Raw genomic sequence first — 20646 nt, forward strand, 5'->3', positions numbered from 1 at the left:
GGCCCATGAGCATCGAGATCCTGAACGAGTCGGGCGCCGACGTCGACGTCAAGGCCCTGGCCCGGCTCTCGCGCTTCGTCATCGACCGGATGCGGGTGCACCCGCAGGCCGAGCTGTGCATCAAGCTCGTCGACGAGGAGACGATCGCCTCGCTCAACGAGCACTGGATGGAGAAGGAGGGCCCCACCGACGTGCTGGCCTTCCCGATGGACGAGCTGCGGCCCGGCATGGTCGACGAGGACCCCGAGGAGGGGGTGCTCGGCGACCTCGTGCTGTGCCATGCGGTGGCCGAGAGGCAGGCCCAGCAGGCCCGGGAGTCCGGCCAGTCGGAGTACCGCACCGCCGACGAGATCGACCTGCTCACCGTGCACGGGATCCTGCACCTGCTCGGCTACGACCACGCCGAGCCGGAGGAGCACCGCGAGATGTTCGGCCTGCAGGCCCGGCTGCTCGCCGAGTGGCAGGGCGCCCGCAACGGCGAGGTGCTTCCCGGCGACGAGGAGTCGCAGCCCTCGCCGACCGAGACCCGATGAGCGACCGACCCGCACCGGGGTGCCGACGATGAGCACCGTCGACCTCTGGCTGCTCGTGGCCGCCGTCCTGCTGACGGTGCTCGCCGGGCTGTTCAGCAGCGCCGACGCCGCACTGTCGTCGTTCTCCAAGGCCCGCGCCGAGGAGATCGCCCACGACGGCAAGCCCGGCGCCAAGCGGCTGCTGGTGATCGTCGAGGACCCGCCCCGCTACCTCAACTCCGCGCTGCTGCTGCGGATGCTCTGCGAGATCACCGCGATCGTGATGGTCACCGTCGTGATGCTCGACGTGGTCGTGCGCGATGGTGGCGCCGAGGCCGGTCCCGCGGTGACCGAGGGCCGCTGGCTGGCGATGGTCGCCGCGATCGGCATCTCGCTGGTCGTCTCGTTCGTGGTCATCGGGGTCGCCCCGCGCACCGTCGGCCGGCAGCACTCCGAGCGCGTCGCGCTGCTGTCCAGCGGCCCGCTGATCGTGTTCACCAAGGTGCTCGGCCCGATCCCGCGGCTGCTGATCCTGGTCGGCAACGCCATCACGCCCGGCCGCGGGTTCAGCGAAGGCCCGTTCGCCTCCGAGGCCGAGCTGCGTGAGCTCGTCGACCTCGCGGAGGCCTCCAGCGTCATCGAGTCCGGCGAACGGGAGATGATCCACTCCGTCTTCGAGCTCGGCGACACGATCGTCCGCGAGGTGATGGTGCCGCGCACCGACGTGGTGTTCATCGAGCGCAGCAAGACGCTGCGCCAGGCGATGTCGCTGGCGCTGCGCAGCGGCTACTCGCGGATCCCCGTGATCGGGGAGAACCTCGACGACATCGTCGGCTTCGCCTACCTCAAGGACCTGACCCGGCGCGTGTTCGACCGGCACGAGGCCGAGCAGACCGAGCGCGTCGAGTCGGTGATGCGCCCGGTGATGTACGTCCCCGACTCCAAGCCGGTCGACGGGCTGCTGCGCGAGATGCAGGCCGAGCGCAAGCACGTCGCCGTGGTCGTCGACGAGTACGGCGGCACGGCCGGACTGGTCACCATCGAGGACGTGCTCGAGGAGATCGTCGGCGAGATCACCGACGAGTACGACGTCGAGCACGTGGACGTCGAGCACCTCGCCAACGGCAGCACCCGGGTCAGCTCGCGCTACCCGGTGGACGACATCGAGCACATCTGCGGGGTCGCCATCGAGGACGACGACGTCGACACCGTCGGCGGCCTGCTCGCCAAGCACCTCGGCCGGGTGCCGATCGCGGGCTCCGTGGTCGAGGCGCACGGGCTCCGGTTCGAGGCCGAGGCCCCGTCCGGGCGCCGCAACCGCATCGGCACGGTGCTGATCACGCGGCTCCAGCCCGTGGACGAGGACCACGGTTCCGAGTCCTACGCTGACTCCCATGCCGACCCCGAACGAGCTCACTGACCCCGAGGACCGCAAGCTCGTCACGCTGGCTCGCTCCGCCCGGGCCCGGACGGGTGCAGCCGAGGGGGCATGCGTGCGCGACGGTGACGGTCGCACCTTCGCCGGCGCCACGGTCGACCTCCCGACGCTACGGCTGACCGCCGTGCAGGTGGCCGTCGCGATGGCGGTCACGTCCGGCTCCCGCGAGCTCGAGGCAGTGGTGGTGCTCGGGTCGGCCGCCACGATCGACGAGGCCGACCTGTCCGTGGTCCGGGACGTTTCCGGGCACGGCGTACCCGTGCACCTGGCCGGCCCCGACGGCACCGTGGTCGCGTCGCTCGCCTCCTGACCAGCAACGAGACCTGCCCCAGGAGACCTGCCGGTTCCCGTGGTGAGTTCACACCGGGAAGGGGCCAATTCACAGGGGACCCAGTGAATTGGCCAGGCCCCCACCGCCCAGACACAGCACACCCAGCCCGGTTCGCGCTAGATTCGAGTCGTGGCCGTTCCGGTAGGACTCGACCGGCACGCCGAGGCGGTACGCCGGCTGAAGGCGTCGTACGACGCGCTTCCGCCCGACGCCCCGGTGCGCCTGGCGAAACGCACCTCGAACCTGTTCCGCACCCGCGCACGCACCGATGCGCCGGGGCTCGACGTCTCCGGCCTGCTCGGCGTCATCGTCCTCGACGAGGCGGGGCAGACCGCCGACGTGCAGGGCATGTGCACCTACCAGGACCTGGTCGACGTCACCCTGCCGCGCGGCTTCATCCCGTACGTCGTGCCACAGCTGCGCACCATCACGCTCGGCGGCGCGGTCACCGGCCTCGGCATCGAGTCGACGTCGTTCCGCAACGGGCTGCCGCACGAGTCGGTGCTGGAGATGGACGTGCTCTGCGGCGACGGCGAGATCCGCACGGTCCGTCCCGGCGACGACCTGTTCGACGCGTTCCCCAACTCCTACGGCTCGCTCGGCTACGCCACCCGGCTGCGCATCAGGCTCGAGCCCGTCCCGTCGTACGTGGAGGTCCGGCACCTCCCGTTCGCCGACCTCGACCAGCTCGCCCGAACCGTCGCGGACATCGTCGCCACCGGCACCCACGACGGCCTGCCGGTCGACGGGCTCGACGGGGTGGTGTTCGCACCCGGCGAGGCGTACCTGACGCTCGCGCGGTTCACCGGGCTCGACCACCGGTCCGGTCCCGCCAGCGACTACACCGGCCAGGAGCCGTACTTCCGCTCGATCCAGCGCATCGGCCGCACCGGTCCGCGCGGCGGCACCGACCGGCTCACCATGTACGACTACCTGTGGCGCTGGGACACCGACTGGTTCTGGTGCTCCGGCGCGTTCGGCCTGCACGACCCGCGCGTGCGCCGGCTGTGGCCGCGGCGGTGGAAGCGCAGCGACGTCTACCACCGGATCGTCGGCCTGGAGAACCGCTACCAGGTCAAGGGCCGGCTCGACCGCCGGCGCGGCCTGCCCGAGCGGGAGCGGGTGATCCAGGACGTGGAGATCCCCGTGGAACGACTCACCGAGTTTCTCACCTGGTTCGACGACGAGGTCGGCATGCGCCCGGTCTGGCTGTGCCCGCTGCGCAGCACCCGCGACTGGCCGTCCTACCCGCTTCGTCCCGGCGCGACCTACGTCAACGTCGGCTTCTGGGGGACGGTGCCGATCGCGCCCGGCGCCCGGGACGGCGACAAGAACCGCGCGATCGAGACCAGGGTCACTGAGCTCGGCGGGCACAAGTCGCTCTACTCCGACGCCTACTACGACCGCGCCACCTTCGACCGCCTCTACGACCAGGACTTCACCCGCACCGTTCGCAAGCAGACCGATCCCGACGGTCGGCTCGCCGACCTCTACGAGAAAGCAGTGGAACGCCGATGACCAGCACGATCGACCGCCCCCGCGACACCGCTGCCGGCTCCGGGCCCGGCCGGGTCACGATCGGGCAGGCTCTCGAGCAGCTGATGGCGCGCGGCATGCCGTTCCGGTTCTCCGCGTACGACGGCAGCACCGCCGGCCCGGCCGACGCCCCGATCCACCTCCGGCTGCTCAACGAGCGCGGGCTCTCCTACCTGGTCACCGCCCCCGGCGACCTCGGCATGGCCCGCGCCTACGTGCGTGGTGACCTGGAGATCGAGGGCGTCCACCCCGGCAACCCCTACGACGCGCTCGTGCACCTGCAGAACAACCTCAAGCTGCGGATACCCTCCCCGGCGGAGGCGCTGCGGCTGGCGCGCAGCATCGGGCTGAGCCACTTCGTGCCGCCGGAGCCACCGGTCCAGGAGGCGCTGCCGCGCTGGCGGCGGCTGCTGGAGGGCTACCGGCACTCGCGCACCCGCGACGCCGAGGCGATCCACCACCACTACGACGTCTCGAACCGGTTCTACGAGATGGTCCTCGGCCCGTCCATGACCTACACCTGCGCGTGCTTCCCGAGCGAGGACGCGACGCTGGAGCAGGCCCAGACCTTCAAGTACGACCTGGTCGCCCGCAAGCTCGACCTCAAGCCCGGGATGCGGCTGCTCGACGTCGGCTGCGGCTGGGGCGGGATGGTGCGGCACGCCGCCCGGGAGTACGGCGTCCGCGTGATCGGGGTGACGCTCTCGCGCGAGCAGGCGACCTACGGGCAGGCGGCCGTCGAGCGCGACGGGCTCGCCGACCTGGCCGAAGTGCGGTTCGGCGACTACCGCGAGATCGCCGAGACCGGGTTCGACGCGATCAGCTCGATCGGGCTCACCGAGCACATCGGCGTGCGCAACTACGCGTCGTACTTCTCGTTCCTCCGCGACCGGCTGGTCCCCGGCGGCCGGCTGCTCAACCACTGCATCACCCGCGCCGACAACAGCTCGCGGGCCACGACCGGGCCGTTCATCGACCGCTACGTGTTCCCCGACGGCGAGCTCACCGGCTCGGGGCGGATCATCACCGCGATGCAGGACGTCGGCCTCGAGGTGCGCCACGAGGAGAACCTCCGCGAGCACTACGCGCTGACCCTCAAGGGCTGGTGCGAGAACCTCGAGGACAACTGGGACGAGTGCGTCGACGAGGTGGGCATCGGCACCGCCAAGGTGTGGGGGCTCTACATGGCCGGCTCCCGGCTGGGGTTCGAGCGCAACGAGATCCAGCTGCACCAGGTGCTGGGCGTGAAGCCCGACGAGCAGGGCCGATCCGGCTTCCCGCTCCGCCCCACCTGGCTCTCCTGACCGGGCGAGGAGTCACATCTTCAGGCTCCTGGACGGCGTGTCGCTGCATGAGTGACCCCTCGGCCGCGTCCTGAGGTGACGGCCTCCACCACCGCCGCACGCCGGGTGACACAATCGCCCGGTGCCCGAGAGTCCCGAGTTCCGCAGCGGCTTCGCGTCGTTCGTCGGCCGTCCCAACGCCGGCAAGTCGACGCTGACCAACGCGCTCGTCGGCACCAAGGTCGCGATCACGTCCTCGCGTCCGCAGACCACCCGCACCGTCGTGCGCGGCATCGTGCACCGGCCCGACGCGCAGCTGATCCTCGTCGACACCCCCGGCCTGCACCGCCCGCGCACCCTGCTCGGTGAGCGGCTCAACGACCTGGTCACCAGCACGTGGGCCGAGGTCGACATCGTGGCGGTCTGCTTCCCGGCCAACGAGAAGGTCGGCCCCGGCGACCGGTTCATCGTCAACGAGCTCGCCAAGGTCCGGCGTACGACGAAGCTGGCGATCGCCACGAAGACCGACCTGGCGACCCCCGAGCAGCTGGGGGAGCACCTGCTCTCGATCGACCGGCTCGGACACGAGACCGGCACCGACTGGGCTGAGATCGTGCCGGTGTCCGCGAAGGCGGGCGACCAGGTCGGCCTGCTCGCCGACCTCCTCGTCGCCCGGCTGCCCGAGGGGCCGCCGCTGTACCCGGACGGCGAGCTGACCGACGCACCGGAGGAGGCGATCGTCGCCGAGCTGATCCGCGAGGCGGCTCTCGAGGGGGTCCGCGACGAGCTGCCGCACTCCATCGCGGTCGTCGTGGAGGAGATGGGGCTGCGCGAGGGGCGCCCGGAGGACCGGCCGCTGCTCGACATCCACGCGAACCTGTTCGTCGAGCGGTCGTCGCAGAAGGGCATCGTGATCGGGCACAAGGGCAGTCGGCTCCGCGCGGTGGGCACCGACGCCCGCAAGAGCATCGAGGCCATGCTGGGCACGCCGGTCTACCTCGACCTGCACGTGAAGATCGCGAAGGACTGGCAGCGCGACCCCAAGCAGCTGCGCCGACTCGGCTTCTGACCCTCGACGATCCCGGGGGTCGGCGGTCCCGTCCTCATCGGACGCACGGCGATGAGTCCTCGGTGTGCCGCGGGTCCATCCTGGTGGAGGCGCGAGTGACCCAGGGAGGACCGATGGACGAGCAGTTCGAGGCAACGTTGCAGAAGAGCCCCGCGAAGGGCGGCTGGACCTACCTGGTCTGGCCGGGCGCCGCGGATTACTTCGGCACGCGGGGGCTGGTCAAGGTCAGCGGCACCATCGACGGCGAGCCCTTCCGCAGCTCGTTCATGGCGATGGGCGACGGCACGCACAAGCTTCCGGTGAAGGCCGGCGTACGCAAGGCGATCGGCAAGGAGGCGGGCGACACCGTGGCCGTCCGCCTCCTCGAGCGCCACACCGACTGACTGCGACAACGATTCGTCTGCGGTCCGCCCGTGTAAATCCCCCCAAAGACCGCAGACGAATCGTTGTTCAGCGGGTGCGGGCGGTCAGGAGCAGGTACTCCCACTCCATGACGCCGTCGCCCAGGTCGTGCTTGCGGGCCAGGGCAGCCAGGTCCTCGTCGAGGGCGGCGACCTTCTCCGGCTGGTCCGCGATCTGCTTGTACGCCGCGATGGTCGGGCCGTAGGCCGCCTTGAAGAAGTCCCGGAACTCCTCGGCCGACGCGAACCGGTCGACGCGCAGCTTCTCGCGGCGCGCCACCACGTCGGTGACCCGGTCACCGAGGAGGTCGCGCACGTGGTCCTCGCGCCCCCACAGTGGCGGCGGCTGCACCCCGGCCGGCGGCGGGGCGACGTACGGCTTCATCGTCGAGAACATCTGCCCGATGAAGCCTTCCGGCGTCCAGCTCAGCAGCCCGATCGTGCCGCCGCTCCGGGTGACCCGGACCAGCTCGTCGGCGCTCTCCTGGTGGTGCGGGGCGAACATCACCCCGACGCACGAGATGGTGGCGTCGAAGCTGCCGTCCTCAAACGGCAGCGCCTCGGCGTCCGCCTCACGCCACTCCAGCGTGACTCCCTCGGCCTCCGCGGCGGCCTTGCCCGTGGCCAGCAGCTCGGGCGTCAGGTCGCTCGCCACCACCTCGGCGCCGAGCCGGGCGGCCGGGATCGCGGCGTTGCCGGATCCGGCTGCGACGTCGAGCACCCGCTGCCCCGCCCGGATCCCGGCGGCCTCCACGAGCACCGGCCCCAGCGACGGGATCACCTCGTCGGCCACCGACGGGTAGTCGCCGAAGGCCCACATCGCCCGGTGCTTGGCCTTGAGCTCGCCCCCCGGCGAAGTCTGCACAGTCATCTCCTGCTCCCTCCGAATGTTTGTGTGCAGAGGACGCTAGGCGCGGCGGAGGGGGAGCGACCAGTACCACATCTGTACCGGTCCGATTCGTCCCTGGTGCGGCGCGGTGGCCCGCCCCTAGCCTGCCGGGATGGGGACCACCTACCGCCAGTTCTGCCCCGTCGCCAAGGCGATGGAGCTCCTCGACGAGCGCTGGACCATGCTGCTGGTGCGCGAGCTCGTGCTCGGCAGCGAGCACTTCAACGACCTGCGCCGTGGCCTGCCCCGGATGTCGCCGACCCTGCTGTCGAAGCGGCTGCACCAGCTGGTCCGGGCGGGCGTGCTGGAGAAGCGGGTCGCGGGGAACGACGTCCGCTACGTGCTCACCCCGGCCGGGCAGGAGCTGCGTCCGGTGGTCGAGGCGGTCGGGGCGTGGGGCGCCCGCTGGATCGGCGAGATCGGCGACGAGGACCTCGACCCGAAGCTGCTGCTGTGGGACATGCACCGCAACGTCGACCGCGACGTCGTACCCCGGCCGCGGGCGGTGCTGCACATCCGGTTCCCCGAGGTCCGCGGAACGCAGGGCCGGTGGTGGCTGGTGATCACCCCGAAGGAGGTCGACGTCTGCGACGAGGATCCCGGGCACGAGGTGGACGTGACGCTGACGTCCAGCCTGCGTGACCTGACCCGGGTCTGGCGCGGCGACCTGGCCTGGACCGAGGCGGTCGGCCAGGGCCGGCTGGACGTGGCGGGTCCGGAGAGCCTGCGGCGAGCGGTGCCCGGATGGTTCTCGCTGTCGGTGTTCGCCGGGGTTCCGCGGGGCGACGCGCTGGTTCAGGTGTAGAGGCAGAACGGATGCCCGGCGGGGTCCAGGAGCACCCGGACGTTCTCCTGCGGCTGGAAGTCGGGCAGCTCGGCGCCGAGCTCGATCGCGTGCGCCACCGCGGCTTCGAGGTCGACCACCTCGAAGTCGAGATGCAGGCTCATCTGCTGCTTGCTGGGCTGGGCCGGCCAGGTCGGCCGGACGTACTGCTCCTCGAGCTGGATCGACAGGTAGGCCACCCCGTTGTCGTCCGGCGCCATCGCCGCACCGTGCTCGTCCTGGCTGCTGATCGGCCAGCCCAGCAGGGTCGACCAGAAGCTCGCGAGCACTGCCACGTCGGGCGCGTCGAGCACCACCCCCCACCAGTCGGACCGGCTCCACCGGTCGACGCCTCCGTCCGACTGCTCGCGCCCGCGCACGAACCCACCCTGCCCCAAGGAGGTACCCATGGAGAAGGTCGACGGCATCGGAGGCGTGTTCCTGGCGGCACGCGACCCGGACCTGCTCACCGCCTGGTACGCCGAGCACCTGGGCGTGCCGCCGCCGCCCACGTCGTACGGCGAGCCGTGCTGGGAGCCCGGTGCCGGGCTGACGGTGTTCGCGGTGATGCCCCACGGCGCTGATGCGTTCGGGGGACCGGAGCACACCTGGTCGCTGAACTTCCGGGTCCGCGACCTCGACGCGATGGTGGCGCAGCTCCGGCAGGCCGGCATCGACGTCACGCTCGACCCGGAGACCTACCCCAACGGGCGGTTCGCCTCGCTGACCGACCCCGAGGGCAACCCGCTGCAGCTGTGGCAGCCCGGCGGGGTGGCCGGCTGACGGGGCCGCGACTGCTCAGGCGATGCGTGAGCTCAGCTCCGTGATCCCAGCTGCGACGGCGGCCGGATCGTGCAGCTGGTGCAGGTGCCCACCCTCGAGGACCCGCGTGGGCCAGCCGAGCGAGATTGCCCGCTCGAGCTCCTCGGCGTAGGTGTCCCCGAACGCGAGGTAGCCGCTCGGCCGCGCCGTCCACCCCGTCGGCGGCCGCACAGCCGAGCGGAAGTACGCCAGCGGCAGCCGGGACTGGTCTGCCTCCACCTCTGCCCGGGTCGCGTCGTCGGGGAACAACCCGTCGGAGTCGTCCCACCACTGCGTCCACGGCGGCAGCACCCCGTCCTCGTCCGCCAGGCCGGCCAGGAAGTCGAGGAGCTCGGACGGCGCGAGCGTCGTCGGTCCGGTCGACGCCGGTAGCGCCGCGTCGACGTACACCACCCCGGCCGAACCGACCGCCGCCGCGACGTTGGCGGCGAGATAGCCCGCGTTGCTGTGTGGCACCAGCACCATCGCGCCGTCACCAGGAGGCACCGCCGCGACGTACGCCGCCTGCACCTGCTCGGGCGTGGTGCAGCCGTCCGTCGACGCGACGGCCACGGATGCGCCCCCCGCGCGTAGGACCTCGGCCACCGGCCGCCACGTCGCGGCGCCGACCAGCGGGCTCGGCAGCAGCACGTACCTGGTCACCCGCCCACGGTAGGCGGCATCTGGTTGGCTCTGCGTGTGACGACGAACTGGACGATCACCTTCGACTGCCACGACGCCCCGGCGTTGATCTCCTTCTGGAAGGAGGCGCTCGGCTACGTCGACGCGCCACCGCCGGAGGGATGGGCGACCTGGGAGGACTGGCTGCGGCACTTCGAGGTCCCCGAGGACGAGTGGGGCGACGGCGGCAGCCTGGTGGATCCGGAGGGCCGGCTGCCCGCCATCGGCTTCCTCAAGGTCCCGGAGGGCAAGACCGCGAAGAACCGGCTGCACCTCGACCTCCGCGTCAGCGGTGGCCGGCACATCGAGCAGGAGGTACGCCGAGCCCGGATCACGGCCCACGTCGAGCGGCTGGTCGCGGCCGGTGCCCGGGTGCTCGACGAGCACGTCGAGGACGGAAACCTCGACCACGTGGTGCTGGCCGACCCGGAGGGCAACGAGCTCTGCGTGGTGTGACGCCTACGGCGTGAGCTCGCGGAGCCGGGGCAGCGCGGCGGCGGCGAACCGCTCGACCCAGGCGACCGGGTCGGGTCCCCGCGGTGTCACGAACACCTTCGTGATCCCCAGCGCCGCGTAGGTCTCCATCCGACGGAGGAACTCGTCGACCTCGATATCGTGCACACCGGACGCCACGACCGTGCGCTGGATCGCGGCCGGGTCGCGGCCCTCGGCCGTGCAGTGCCGGTCGAGGACAGCGAGTTTGTGCCGCAGGTCGTCCGGCGGGAGCGAGTACAGGTTCGTCGCGTCGGCGTACCTCGCGACCAGCCGGAGCGTCTTCCGCTCGCCGCCGCCGCCCAGCATGATCGGCGGCCGGGGGCGCTGCACCGGGCGCGGCACGCACAGCGTCTCGGCGAGCCGGTAGTGCCGGCCGTCGTAGGGCCCGTCGTCGTCGCTCCACATCTGCAGGCAGATCTGCAGGGTCTCCTCGAGGCGTTCGAACCGCTCCGTCAGCGGCGGGAACGGTACGCCGAGACCGCGGTGCTCGCGCTCGTACCAGGTGGCACCCAGACCGAGCCGGGCGCGGCCACCGGAGAGCACGTCGAGCGTGGTGACCGTCTTGGCGAGCAGCCCCGGGTGCCGGTAGGTCACGCCGGTGACGAGCAGCCCCAGCGTGATCCGCTCGGTCTGACCGGCGACGAAGCCGAGAGTGCTGTAGCCCTCCAGCATCGGGTCGGCGGCGGAGAGCATCCACTCCATCTGGAACCAGTGGTCCATCACGGTGAAGTCCGAGCAGCCCACGGCCTCCGCGGCGCGCGCGGTGGCGGCGACGCGGGGTCCGATCGTCCCAGGGGCGCCCGGGTGGCTGAAGCTCGCGTAGTGCACGCCGAGGTCCATGCGACTCAACCTACGGCGCGGCCCTACGTGTGCGCGCGGATCCCTTCGGCGGCCTTGGCCGCGGTCTGCTGCACGCGCCGGCCACGGGTGGCGGGCTGCTTGGCGGTCACGATCCAGGCCAGCATCTGCTTGCGCGCCGACGGCGGGAACGCCTCCCAGTGCTCGCGCGACCCGGGATGCGCATCGAACGCGGCGGCCAGGTCGTCGGGGACGACGAGGTCTTCGACCGCGTCGAGCAGGGTCCAGGTGCCGTTGGCCTTCGCGGCCTCGATCACCGCACGGCCGGCGGGCTCCATGCGCCCCTCCCGCTCGAGCCGCTCGATGCGCACCTTGTTGGGCCGGGACCAGCCGCTGGTCGGGCGGCGCGGCGCGTACCACTGCATGCTGCGCTCCTCGTCGAGCGTCTTCTGCACGGCGTCGATCCAGCCGTAGCGAAGCGCCTCGCAGACCGCCGCCTCGTAGTCGAACGGCTGGCGGCCGGTGGAGCGCTTGGCCGTCACCAGCCACACGCCGGTGCTCTCGGCGTGGTGCGCCGCGAGCCAGCCGGACCAGTCGTCGAGCGTGAGCGCCTCGAGCCGCTCCGCGTCGTCCTGCGCGGTCACTGGTCGGTCTTCGCCCAGCAGATCGAGCGACGGTTGCCCGCCTCCCACTCGGCCTTGTGGAACCACGTGAAGCCGTAGTCGTAGTCGACGGGGTAGTTCATCCACGCCCCGACCGAGTCGGAGCAGAAGTCGCGGGTGCGGACCGCGACCACCCGGTCACCCGGGTACTTCTCGTCCTCGTCGCCGAGCACGATCGTGGTGACCGCCCGCCAGTCGTGGTCCTCGCTGCACGGGATCTTCACCGAGTCCGCGACCGTGGGGCCCTTGACGCAGACCAGCCAGCGGTCGTCGGGCTCGCCGAGCAGGATGCCCTCGGCGGTCTCCGGCAGCGTGACCAGGGAGGTGGACTCCTCGCCGCCTCCCACCACGTCGCACCGCCACCACCGGGCGCCGGCGTCCCAGGCCTCGGCGGACGGCCGGAACCAGGCCCAGGTCACGGTGGTCCGCATCACCAGGCTCTCGTCGCCGCCGAGGAACCTGCGGAACTTCTTCTCGCACTCGGTGAACACGTGGGCGCCCAGCGCGGGGTCGTCGATGTCGGCGCCCGCGACGTCGTCGGGGAACTCGCCGACCGCGAACGTCTGCGCGGTGTGCTTCTGGGCGCAGTCGACGGGTGCGGTGTCGTCGCTGGTCTGCTGGATGTCCTCCGGCGTCAGCATCCGGCACGCGCCGTTCGCGGGCGGCTCGGTGGACACCGGTGCGTCCTCACCGACGCCGGCCGCCGTGCAGGCGCCGAGCGCGAGCAGCAGGGCGACCAGGGGGACGCGGCGGAGCAATAGGGACCTCGACGTTTCTCAGGGGGAGAGCAGCGCCGCCAGGGTACCGCCGAGCTCGTACGCCGCCGCGAGGTGCTCCTCCGTCACGTCACCGAGCACCGCCAGCACTTCCGCGGACTGCCGCCACCCGAGGGCGCCGACGATCGTGGTGACCGAGCGCACCGCCCCCTCGGTGTCGTAGCGGCCGTGCACGTAGAGACCGAACGGCCGCCCGTGCGTGCGGCCGCTCTCGTCGCCGGTGCCGGCGGAGCCGTCGTCGGACAGCGACCCGCCGACCTGCAGGAACGTGCTGTCGAAGAAGTGCTTGAGCGCACCGCTCATGTAGCCGAAGTTGGCGGGCGTGCCGAGCAGGTAGCCGTCGGCTGCGAGCACGTCGTCGGCGGTGGCCTCCAGGGCCGGACGCGCCACCACGTCGACCCCCACGATCGAGTCGTCGTTCGCGCCGTCGAGCACCGCCTCGGTCAGCGCCCGCACGCCGCGGGTGGGGGAGTGGTGCACCACGAGCAGCCGCCGAGGCGTCAGGGGCTCGTGTCGCTCCGTCGTCATGACGACCTCACGGGGCGGCTGTAGGCGGTGCTCCGGGCGACGGCACGCATGCCGAGCCGCTCGTTGACGGCGATCATGTGGTGGTTCGTGACGTCGTTCCAGGTCTCGGTGGCGGTGACCTCCGGCCGCTCCTCGCGCAGCCAGTCGATCATCTCCAGCTTCAGCAGCAGCCCGAGGCGGTGCCCGCGGTGCGCCCGCACCACCGACGTGTCCTCCTGGTGCGCCACGGACGGGTTGAACTCGTCGACGTCGCACAGCGTGATGCCGGCCGGCTCGCCGGTGCCGCGGCGCCGGGCGACGACGGCGTACTGGGTCTGCCGTCGCTTCTCCAGGGCCCGTTCGTACGTCGCGATCCGGTCGGGCGGGTACGCCTCGTACTCGAGGGCGTCAGGGGCGTCGTTGATCGCCTCGCGCAGCGCCACCATCTCCGGCAGGTCGGCCTCCGGGGTCGGCCCCGCCCGGCGGACCAGCTCGTAGTCGGCGGCCGCCGCCTCGGCCTCACGGCGCAGCCCGGGCCACGCCGGGTCCGGCTCGTCGAGGCGGAGCCGGCGTACAGCGTGGGTGTGCGTGCTCCGGAACCCCCAGGCCGTGAGGACGGCCGTCCCCGAGGTCCCCTCCCACGCGCGGGTGCGCAGCCGGGTCCGCTCGGTGCCCCGCACCAGCTCCTCGAGCAGGGCCCGGCCGATCCCCTGGCGCTGCCGGTCGGGGGCCACGCACCCGGCGACGAAGACGGTGTCGGTGTACTCCCGCCGTGGCTCGGTGGTCCACGCCCAGCCGACCAGCCGGTCGCCGTCGCGGGCGAGCAGGACCTGCTGGTCCGCGGGCTCGCCGTCCCCGACGGTGACGGAGAGCAGCAGGGCCGGCCCGGTGTACTGCTGCACGTCGACGTCGGCCAGGGCGGTACGCCGCAGCTCGGCGATCTCCTCGGCGACGTCCAGGTCGAGGTCAGGCGGGTCCACCCGTTCGATGCGCATGCCCCCATCCTTTCCCAAGACGTTCCAGGTCGTGGATCGCGGTCGCACGTGCGGGCCACGGTGGTTATGGTGGAGGCGTTATGAGCGCGCGCAACCGGTTCCCGAGCCCCGTCGAGGGGCTCCTCCTTGGGTGCCGCAACGAGGTCTGACAGCCGGACCCCTCGTTGCGGAGTCGGCCTGTTGGCAGCACCCGGCGCCCGCCGTACACCCCCAGCGAGGACTTCATGACCAGCACATCCCCGGACCCGCGCAACCAGCAGAAGACCAGCGGGATGCCGTTCCACCGCTACCGCGCCTTCCCGACCGTCGACCTCCCCGACCGCACCTGGCCCTCCAAGACCGTCACCCGGGCGCCGCGCTGGCTGTCGACGGACCTGCGAGACGGCAACCAGGCCCTGATCGACCCGATGTCGCCGGCCCGCAAGATGAAGATGTTCGAACTCCTGGTCCGGATGGGCTACAAGGAGATCGAGGTCGGCTTCCCCTCGGCGTCCGAAACCGACTTCAACTTCGTCCGACAGCTCATCGAGCAGGACAAGATCCCCGACGACGTGACGATCTCGGTGCTGACCCAGGCCCGCGAGGACCTGATCGAGCGCAGCGTTCAGTCGCTGATCGGCGTACCCCGGGCCAACATCCACCTCTACAACGCGCTCGCGCCGTTGTTCCGCCGCGTGGTTTTCCACGCCGGCAAGGAGGAGATCCGCAACATCGCGGTGCGCGGCACCGAGATGGTGATGAAGTTCAGCGACTCCTACCTCGACAAGACCGTCATCGGCTACGAGTACTCCCCGGAGATCTTCACCGGCACCGAGCTGCCGTTCTCCGTCGACGTCTGCGAGGCAGTCTCCGACGTGTGGCAGCCCGACGACGACCGCGAGATCATCCTCAACCTGCCGGCCACCGTGGAGATGTCCACGCCCAACGTCTACGCCGACCAGATCGAGTGGTTCTCCCGCCAGCTGACCCGCCGCGAGCACACGGTCGTGTCGCTGCACCCGCACAACGACCGGGGCTCGGCGGTCGCGGCGACCGAGCTGGCGATGATGGCCGGGGCCGACCGGGTGGAGGGCTGTCTGTTCGGGCACGGCGAGCGCACCGGCAACGTCTGCCTGGTCACGCTGGGCATGAACCTGTTCAGCCAGGGCATCGACCCGCAGATCGACTTCACCCTGGGTGGCCAGGGCATCGACGAGATCCGGCGCACGGTGGAGTACTGCACCCAGCTGCCGGTCCATCCGCGCCACCCCTACGCGGGCGACCTGGTCTACACAGCGTTCTCGGGTTCCCACCAGGACGCGATCAAGAAGGGCCTCGAGGCGCTCGAGGAGACCGCGACCGAGCTCGGCAAGCCGGTCGAGGACGTGCCCTGGGAGGCGCCGTACCTGCCGATCGACCCCAAGGACGTCGGCCGCACCTACGAGGCGGTCATCCGGGTGAACAGCCAGTCCGGCAAGGGCGGCGTCGCCTACATCCTGAAGGCCGACCACAAGCTCGACCTGCCGCGCCGGCTGCAGATCGAGTTCAGCCGCGCCGTCCAGCGGCACACCGACGACGAGGGCGGCGAGATGTCGCCGGAGGCGATCTGGGAGTCGTTCAAGGCCGAGTACCTCGACCGGGAGGCGCCGCTGAGGCTGAACTCGGTGCACACCTCGTCGGCCGCCGGCGAGAAGGACGCGCTCACCGTGAGGGTGTACGTCGACGGCGAGGCACGCACCCTCGACGGCACCGGCAACGGGCCGATCGCGGCGTTCGTCGACGCGCTGAACTCGCTGGCCGACGACGAGCGCGCCAAGGGCAACCCGATGTTCGACGACCGCTCCGACATCCGGGTGCTCGACTACCACGAGCACGCGCTCTCGTCCGGCGGCGACGCCATCGCCGCGGCGTACGTCGAGTGCGCCGTCGGCGACCAGATCCTCTGGGGCGTCGGGCTGGACGCCAACATCGTGACCGCGTCGCTGAAGGCCGTGGTCTCGGCCGTCAACCGGTCGTAACCGTCGAGATCCGTCTGCGGTCTATGGGGTGTTTTCCGCGGGCAGGTCGCAGACGAATCGTTGTACGGCGGCCACCACCTCGTCGGCGGGCGGGGTCACGTCGAAGACCTCGCCCGGCTCGTCCGACCCGAGCGGCTCGAGCGTGTCGAACTGCGACTGCAGCAGCGACGCAGGCATGAAGTGCTCGCGGGACTCCATGCGCTCCCGCAGCACGTCGAACGGCGCCGCGAGGTGCACGAACACCACCGAGCCGGCCGGGACGTCGGCGCGCAGGATGTCTCGATACGCGCGCTTGAGGGCCGAGCAGGTGAGCACCGACGAGACGCCTGCGGCGTGGTGGCTGGCCAGCAACGAGCCCAGGATCTCCAGCCACGGGCGCCGGTCGTCGTCGTCGAGCGGTGTCCCCGACGACATCTTCGCGATGTTGGCCGGCGGGTGCATGTCGTCGCCCTCGATGAACTTCAGCCCGAGCCGGTCGGCGAGCGCCTCGCCCACGGTGGTCTTGCCGGTGCCGGAGACCCCCATCACGACCAGGTGGTGGGGCGAGGTCACAGGGCTCCCGCGATCGGCCACAGGACGAGCGCCAGCACGAAGGCCGTGACGCCGAGCGTGGTCTCCATGACGGTCCAGGTCTTCAGGGTGGTCTTCTCATCCATCCCGAAGAAGCGGCTGACCAGCCAGAAGCCGGAGTCGTTCACGTGGGAGAGCACGGTGGCGCCCGCGGCGATCGCCATCACCAGCAGGGCGATCTGCACGTCGCCGAGTCCGTTGGCCTGACTGGCGATCAACCCGGCCGTCGTGGTGAGCGCAACCGTCGCCGAACCCTGGGCCACCCGGAGCGCGGTCGCGATCAGGAACGCCTGCAGGATCAGCGGCAGGCCGAGGTCGGACAGCGACGAGGTGAGCGCCTCGCCGATCCCGCTGGTGCGCAGCACGCCGCCGAACATTCCGCCGGCGCCGGTGATCAGGATGATCGAGCAGACCGGCGCGAGAGCCTGGTCGAGGAGGTCCATGGTCTCCCCGGCGGACCCGATCCGTCGGCCGAGCACGACGATGGCGACCAGCAGCGTGATCAGCAGCGCCACGAACGTGTTGCCGACCAGCTGCAGCAGCTCGACCCAGGTCTGCTCCTCCGCCAGCACACCGCTCTCGACCAGCGTGGTGAGCACGGTGTTGAACGAGATGAGCACGAGCGGGATCAGGAGCACGCCCAGCACGGTCGGGAACGGCGGGGCGGTGCGGGCCAGGGTGGTGGTGCCACCGCCAGCCGGGGTCTTGCCCGGAGCGTCTTCGCCGCCGGCCGGGCCGGAACCACCGGAGGAGCCCGGGTGGTCGTCGGCGTCGGAGCGGGCGCCGTCCGGCGCGATCTCGCGACCGCCGTTCATCTCGCCGAACAGCATGTCGGGAATGGGCACGTAGACCCGGGCGGCGATCACGCGCGACACGAGGTAGACGCCGAGGTACCAGGAGACCACCGCCACCGGCACGCCGACCAGCAGGATCACTCCGATGTCGCCACCGAGCACGGCACCGGCCGCGACCGGGCCGGGGTGCGGCGGCACCATCGCGTGCATCGCCGCGAAGCCGCCTGCGGCGGGCAGCGCGTAGTAGAGCACCGAGCCGCCGAAGCGACGGGCCACGGTGAGGATGATCGGCAGAAACACGACCAGGCCGGCGTCGAAGAAGATCGGGAAGCCGAACAGCAGGGCGGCCACACCGAGTGCGAACGGGGCCCGGTGCTCACCGAACCGGCTCACCAGGGTGTCGGCCAGCACCTGAGCGCCGCCGGTCACCTCCAGGAGCCGGCCGATCATCACGCCGAACCCGACCAGCAGCGCGACGGCCGCGAGGGTGCTGCCGAAGCCGTCGAGCAGGGCGGTGGGTACGTCGATCAGCGGGATGCCCGCGGCGACCGCCGTCAGCAGGCTGACCAGGACGAGCGCGATGAACGCGTGCAGGCGCACCTTCATGATGAGGAACAGCAGCAGGGCGACAGCCGCGGCCGCGATGAGCAGCAGCACGCCGGTGCCGTAGACCGGTTCGATGGCTTCCACGGAGATCTCCCAAGCAAGAGATGGTCACAGGGCTCGCGTCGATCGTGCCCCCAAGCGGGCTCCGGCAACCCTCCGCGTCAGAGCGAGGCGGCCAGCTGGCGCAGGGCGTCCGCCGCGCCGTCGACGACCGGAGGTCCGTGCCCGACCAGGATCGTCCGCGGCGCGAGCCCGGCCAGCACCCGGACCGACTCGGCCGCGGCGGTGCCGTCCTCGGTGAACTGCGGGTTGGAGCCGCTCAGCTGCCCGTCGTTGTTGAGCGCGTCTCCTGCGACCAGCACCCCGGTGTCCTCGTCGAACACGGCCAGGTGGCCGGCGGTGTGTCCCGGCGTCGCGACGATCCGCAGGCCGAGCACGTCGTCGCCGTCCTCGAGCACCTGGAGCGCGCGGGGTGCGTCGACCTCGGGCAGGTCCGCCCGTCCGACGTACCCGGTGGCGTCGGTCGCCTCGGTCAGGACGTCGCCCACGCTGCCCGCGTGGTCGGGGTGCTTGTGGGTGAGCACCACGTGCCTGACCCCGGCCCAGCCCGGTCCCGCCTCGTCGAGCACGGCGCCGATCGCGTCGGCGCTGCCGCCGACCCCGGTGTCGACGACGGCCGCCTCTCGCCCGCGGACCAGCACGTACGCCGAGACGAAGCCGAGGTCGACGCGCGACCACTCGAGCCCGCCGGCGGACGCCCCGGACTCCTCGGGCGCGTCGGACGGGCTGTCGGGCGCGGTCGTGTCGCTCGGCTCCTGTGTGGCGTCCGAAGTCGCTGCGCCACCGTTCGACCCGGAGTCGCTGCACGCCGCGAGCCCGAGCACCGCGATCCCGAGCACGCCGCGTCCGGTCTGCGTGAGGAACCATCGACGGTCGACCAGGCGCAGCGACGGCGTACCCATGAGCCGACGATGATCCTCGCTCGTTGATGCGTCAAGGGCCGCGGCGGGCGCCCGGACCGGGCGGACCCGTCAGCCGTGCACCATCCGCTCGATGCGTTCGTCGGAGCCGTCCCGCAGCGGCCGGACCTCGCCGGTGCCGGCGTACCCGGCCCGCTCGTAGAGCGCTCGGGCGCCGGCGTTCGCGACGTTGACCTCGATGTGCAGGCGCAGCCCGCGCTCGCCGGCCCAACGCTCGATGGCGGTGAGGACGGCGGAGCCCACGCCCCGGCTGCGGTACGCCGGGTCGGTCCACATCGCCACCACGTGCAGGAAGGCGGGCAGGTCCTGGAACCCGGCACCCATCCCCACGGCCGTGTCACGGATCCAAGCCAGCACGCTCACGCCGTCCGGGTTAGCGAGCCGCTCGACCCACCTTGATCGGTCGTACCCGACCTCGCGCTCGTAGGTCGAGCCGAACGCGCTCGGGGTGTCCTGCAGCGCGCGGAGCCGCAGGTCGCGCCAGGTCTCCCAGTCCTCCGGCCCGGCGAACCGGACGATGACAGTGCTCGTGTCGGTCATGGCGCGGTCGCGACGCTGGTGGTGCCGATCATCGGTCGAGCATGTCAGCCGGTGCGACTCGCTCGCACGTCGATTTCGGGTGGATGCCCGGCGCGGTGGTGACCCGCGGGTAACATGCGGTCAAGGTCGAAGGAGGTGCCCCCGATGGCGGTGCTGGTGTCCGAGCGGGTCGGTCAGTTCTTCGTCGGTCACGACCGGCTCGAGTACACCGAGTACGGCGCGGGCGACCGATGGGTCGTGCTCGTGCACGGTCAGCTGATGCCGCGCCGGATGCACCAGCCGTTGGCCCGCGCGATCGCGGCCGAGGGCTTCCACGTCGTCACCGTCGACCTGCTCGGGCACGGCCGCTCCGACCGGCCGACGGACCCGAAGGAGTACTCGCTGACCGCGTTCGGCGAGCAGGTGGTGCTGCTGCTGGACCACCTCGGCGCCGACCAGGCCGTCATCGGCGGTACGTCGCTCGGCGCCAACGTTTCGCTCGAGGTCGCCGACGTGGCGCCCGAACGCGTCCGCGGTTTGCTGATCGAGATGCCGGTGCTCGACAACGCCCTCGAGGCCGGCCTGATCACGTTCGGGCCGCTGATGTTCGCGGCGCGGTTCATGCCGCTGTCGGTGTCCGCGGTGCGGGCGGTGAGTCGCGCGGTGCCGCGCGGCCTGGTGCCGTTTTGGACCGGGATCGTCCTCGACACGCTGAACCAGCAGCCGGCTCCGATGGCGGCGATGATCCACGGGCTGTTCTTCGGCCGGATCGCGCCGCCGAGCCGACGTCGCAAGCAGATCGAGGCGCCCGCCCTCGTCGTCGGTCACCCCCGGGACCCGATCCACCCCGCCGCCGACGCCGCGATGCTCGCCGAGGAGATGCCCAACGCCCGGTTCCTGGAGGCCAGGGGCATCCTCGAGTGGCGCTTCCGGCCGGCCCGCCTCGACCAGGAGGCCGTCGGCTTCGTGGAGCAGTGCTGGGACGAGAGCTCGCCCCGGCGTCGTACCGGGTCGTGAGGGGCGGGGCGGTGGCGGCCAAATACCACGGGACCGTGGTAATCCACCCCTTCCCGCAGTGAACTCGCCAGGGGAAGAGGCAGATCGCCTGGGGGAGCGCCCGCGCGGCCCTCGGTGCGCCCGTGCCAGCGGCCAATTACCACGGGACCGTGGTAATTGGCCCCCC

General features: G+C 71.5%; 24 protein-coding genes. 12 read left to right on the plus strand and 12 right to left on the minus strand.

All coding sequences use genetic code 11. The annotated features are described in order from the left end of the window. Positions 1–5 precede the first annotated feature (5 nt). The 7 genes from ybeY to VFH10_RS17260 all read left to right on the plus strand — a co-directional run bounded on the left by ybeY (position 6) and on the right by VFH10_RS17260 (position 6552). Complete coding sequence (gene ybeY, locus VFH10_RS17230) at positions 6–533, plus strand: rRNA maturation RNase YbeY (RefSeq protein WP_325130784.1); 528 nt, start codon at positions 6–8, stop codon at positions 531–533. A gap of 28 nt (positions 534–561) precedes the next feature. Beyond that, positions 562–1932 carry a hemolysin family protein gene (locus tag VFH10_RS17235; protein WP_325130787.1) on the plus strand — a complete coding sequence of 457 codons (1371 nt, stop codon included), beginning with the start codon at positions 562–564 and terminating at the stop codon, positions 1930–1932. After that, positions 1907–2260, plus strand: a complete 354-nt coding sequence (locus VFH10_RS17240; protein WP_325130789.1) for a cytidine deaminase — start codon at positions 1907–1909, stop codon at positions 2258–2260. Before VFH10_RS17235 ends, VFH10_RS17240 begins: the two co-directional genes overlap by 26 nt. Before the next feature lie 150 nt (positions 2261–2410). Then, positions 2411–3799, plus strand: coding sequence for an FAD-binding oxidoreductase (locus VFH10_RS17245; RefSeq protein ID WP_325130791.1), 1389 nt, complete (start codon positions 2411–2413; stop codon positions 3797–3799). Beyond that, complete coding sequence (locus tag VFH10_RS17250) at positions 3796–5121, plus strand: class I SAM-dependent methyltransferase (protein WP_325130793.1); 1326 nt, start codon at positions 3796–3798, stop codon at positions 5119–5121. Before VFH10_RS17245 ends, VFH10_RS17250 begins: the two co-directional genes overlap by 4 nt. 121 nt (positions 5122–5242) lie before the next feature. Next, complete coding sequence (gene era / locus VFH10_RS17255; RefSeq protein WP_325130796.1) at positions 5243–6169, plus strand: GTPase Era; 927 nt, start codon at positions 5243–5245, stop codon at positions 6167–6169. Positions 6170–6282: 113 nt separating this feature from the next. After that, a complete protein-coding gene (locus VFH10_RS17260) occupies positions 6283–6552 on the plus strand; it encodes a DUF1905 domain-containing protein (protein WP_325130798.1) in 270 nt (89 codons plus the stop codon). Between the two features lie 67 nt (positions 6553–6619). Here VFH10_RS17260 and VFH10_RS17265 read toward each other — a convergent pair whose 3' ends face one another. Continuing rightward, entirely contained in the window at positions 6620–7441 is an 822-nt protein-coding gene (locus tag VFH10_RS17265) for a class I SAM-dependent methyltransferase (RefSeq protein ID WP_325130800.1), read from the minus strand. Between the two features lie 130 nt (positions 7442–7571). On the opposite strand from VFH10_RS17265, the gene VFH10_RS17270 reads away from it, so the two are divergent. Then, a complete protein-coding gene (locus tag VFH10_RS17270) occupies positions 7572–8264 on the plus strand; it encodes a winged helix-turn-helix transcriptional regulator (protein ID WP_325130802.1) in 693 nt (230 codons plus the stop codon). On the opposite strand, the gene VFH10_RS17275 is transcribed toward VFH10_RS17270, so the two are convergent. Then, the gene (locus VFH10_RS17275; protein WP_325130804.1) at positions 8255–8692 is read right to left on the minus strand and encodes a VOC family protein; all 438 of its coding nucleotides are present in this window, start codon (positions 8690–8692) and stop codon (positions 8255–8257) included. The genes VFH10_RS17270 and VFH10_RS17275 overlap by 10 nt on opposite strands. Between VFH10_RS17275 and VFH10_RS17280 the strand changes: the two genes are divergently transcribed. Continuing rightward, on the plus strand, positions 8691–9065 hold the full coding sequence (locus tag VFH10_RS17280; protein WP_325130806.1) for a VOC family protein: 375 nt from the start codon (positions 8691–8693) through the stop codon (positions 9063–9065). The two genes, VFH10_RS17275 and VFH10_RS17280, sit on opposite strands and share 2 nt — an antisense overlap. 15 nt (positions 9066–9080) lie before the next feature. On the opposite strand, the gene VFH10_RS17285 is transcribed toward VFH10_RS17280, so the two are convergent. Beyond that, entirely contained in the window at positions 9081–9746 is a 666-nt protein-coding gene (locus VFH10_RS17285; protein ID WP_325130808.1) for a hypothetical protein, read from the minus strand. A gap of 36 nt (positions 9747–9782) precedes the next feature. On the opposite strand from VFH10_RS17285, the gene VFH10_RS17290 reads away from it, so the two are divergent. Further along, complete coding sequence (locus VFH10_RS17290; RefSeq protein ID WP_325130810.1) at positions 9783–10220, plus strand: VOC family protein; 438 nt, start codon at positions 9783–9785, stop codon at positions 10218–10220. A 3-nt stretch (positions 10221–10223) separates the two neighbouring features. Here the strand turns inward: VFH10_RS17290 and VFH10_RS17295 are convergent, their stop codons facing one another. The 5 genes from VFH10_RS17295 to VFH10_RS17315 are packed head-to-tail and all read right to left on the minus strand — an operon-like array spanning position 10224 to position 13997. Then, a complete protein-coding gene (locus tag VFH10_RS17295; protein WP_325130813.1) occupies positions 10224–11099 on the minus strand; it encodes an LLM class F420-dependent oxidoreductase in 876 nt (291 codons plus the stop codon). A 23-nt stretch (positions 11100–11122) separates the two neighbouring features. Then, positions 11123–11701 carry a YdeI/OmpD-associated family protein gene (locus VFH10_RS17300; protein ID WP_325130815.1) on the minus strand — a complete coding sequence of 193 codons (579 nt, stop codon included), beginning with the start codon at positions 11699–11701 and terminating at the stop codon, positions 11123–11125. Further along, on the minus strand, positions 11698–12477 hold the full coding sequence (locus VFH10_RS17305) for a septum formation family protein (RefSeq protein ID WP_325130817.1): 780 nt from the start codon (positions 12475–12477) through the stop codon (positions 11698–11700). The genes VFH10_RS17300 and VFH10_RS17305 overlap by 4 nt, the downstream gene beginning before the upstream one ends. A gap of 18 nt (positions 12478–12495) precedes the next feature. Beyond that, complete coding sequence (locus VFH10_RS17310) at positions 12496–13023, minus strand: flavodoxin family protein (RefSeq protein WP_325130819.1); 528 nt, start codon at positions 13021–13023, stop codon at positions 12496–12498. Beyond that, entirely contained in the window at positions 13020–13997 is a 978-nt protein-coding gene (locus VFH10_RS17315; RefSeq protein ID WP_325130821.1) for a GNAT family N-acetyltransferase, read from the minus strand. The genes VFH10_RS17310 and VFH10_RS17315 overlap by 4 nt, the downstream gene beginning before the upstream one ends. Positions 13998–14221: 224 nt before the next feature. Here VFH10_RS17315 and leuA point away from each other — a divergent pair, with 224 nt between their 5' ends. Further along, positions 14222–15994 carry a 2-isopropylmalate synthase gene (gene leuA, locus VFH10_RS17320; protein WP_325130823.1) on the plus strand — a complete coding sequence of 591 codons (1773 nt, stop codon included), beginning with the start codon at positions 14222–14224 and terminating at the stop codon, positions 15992–15994. 21 nt (positions 15995–16015) lie between these two features. Here leuA and VFH10_RS17325 read toward each other — a convergent pair whose 3' ends face one another. The 4 genes from VFH10_RS17325 to VFH10_RS17340 form a co-directional block, all read right to left on the minus strand. Continuing rightward, positions 16016–16546: a gluconokinase gene (locus tag VFH10_RS17325; protein WP_325130825.1), complete on the minus strand. Its 531-nt coding sequence runs from the start codon at positions 16544–16546 to the stop codon at positions 16016–16018. Further along, complete coding sequence (locus VFH10_RS17330; protein WP_325130826.1) at positions 16543–18048, minus strand: GntP family permease; 1506 nt, start codon at positions 18046–18048, stop codon at positions 16543–16545. The genes VFH10_RS17325 and VFH10_RS17330 overlap by 4 nt, the downstream gene beginning before the upstream one ends. A gap of 77 nt (positions 18049–18125) precedes the next feature. After that, entirely contained in the window at positions 18126–18926 is an 801-nt protein-coding gene (locus tag VFH10_RS17335) for an MBL fold metallo-hydrolase (RefSeq protein WP_325130827.1), read from the minus strand. A gap of 69 nt (positions 18927–18995) precedes the next feature. Then, entirely contained in the window at positions 18996–19484 is a 489-nt protein-coding gene (locus VFH10_RS17340; RefSeq protein ID WP_325130828.1) for a GNAT family N-acetyltransferase, read from the minus strand. A gap of 144 nt (positions 19485–19628) precedes the next feature. Between VFH10_RS17340 and VFH10_RS17345 the strand changes: the two genes are divergently transcribed. Next, positions 19629–20480 (plus strand): alpha/beta fold hydrolase, encoded by an 852-nt coding sequence (locus tag VFH10_RS17345; protein WP_325130830.1) that lies wholly within the window; start codon positions 19629–19631, stop codon positions 20478–20480. Positions 20481–20646: the final 166 nt, after the last annotated feature.

Source organism: Nocardioides sp., assembly GCF_035697785.1.
Taxonomy (GTDB): domain Bacteria; phylum Actinomycetota; class Actinomycetes; order Propionibacteriales; family Nocardioidaceae; genus Nocardioides_B.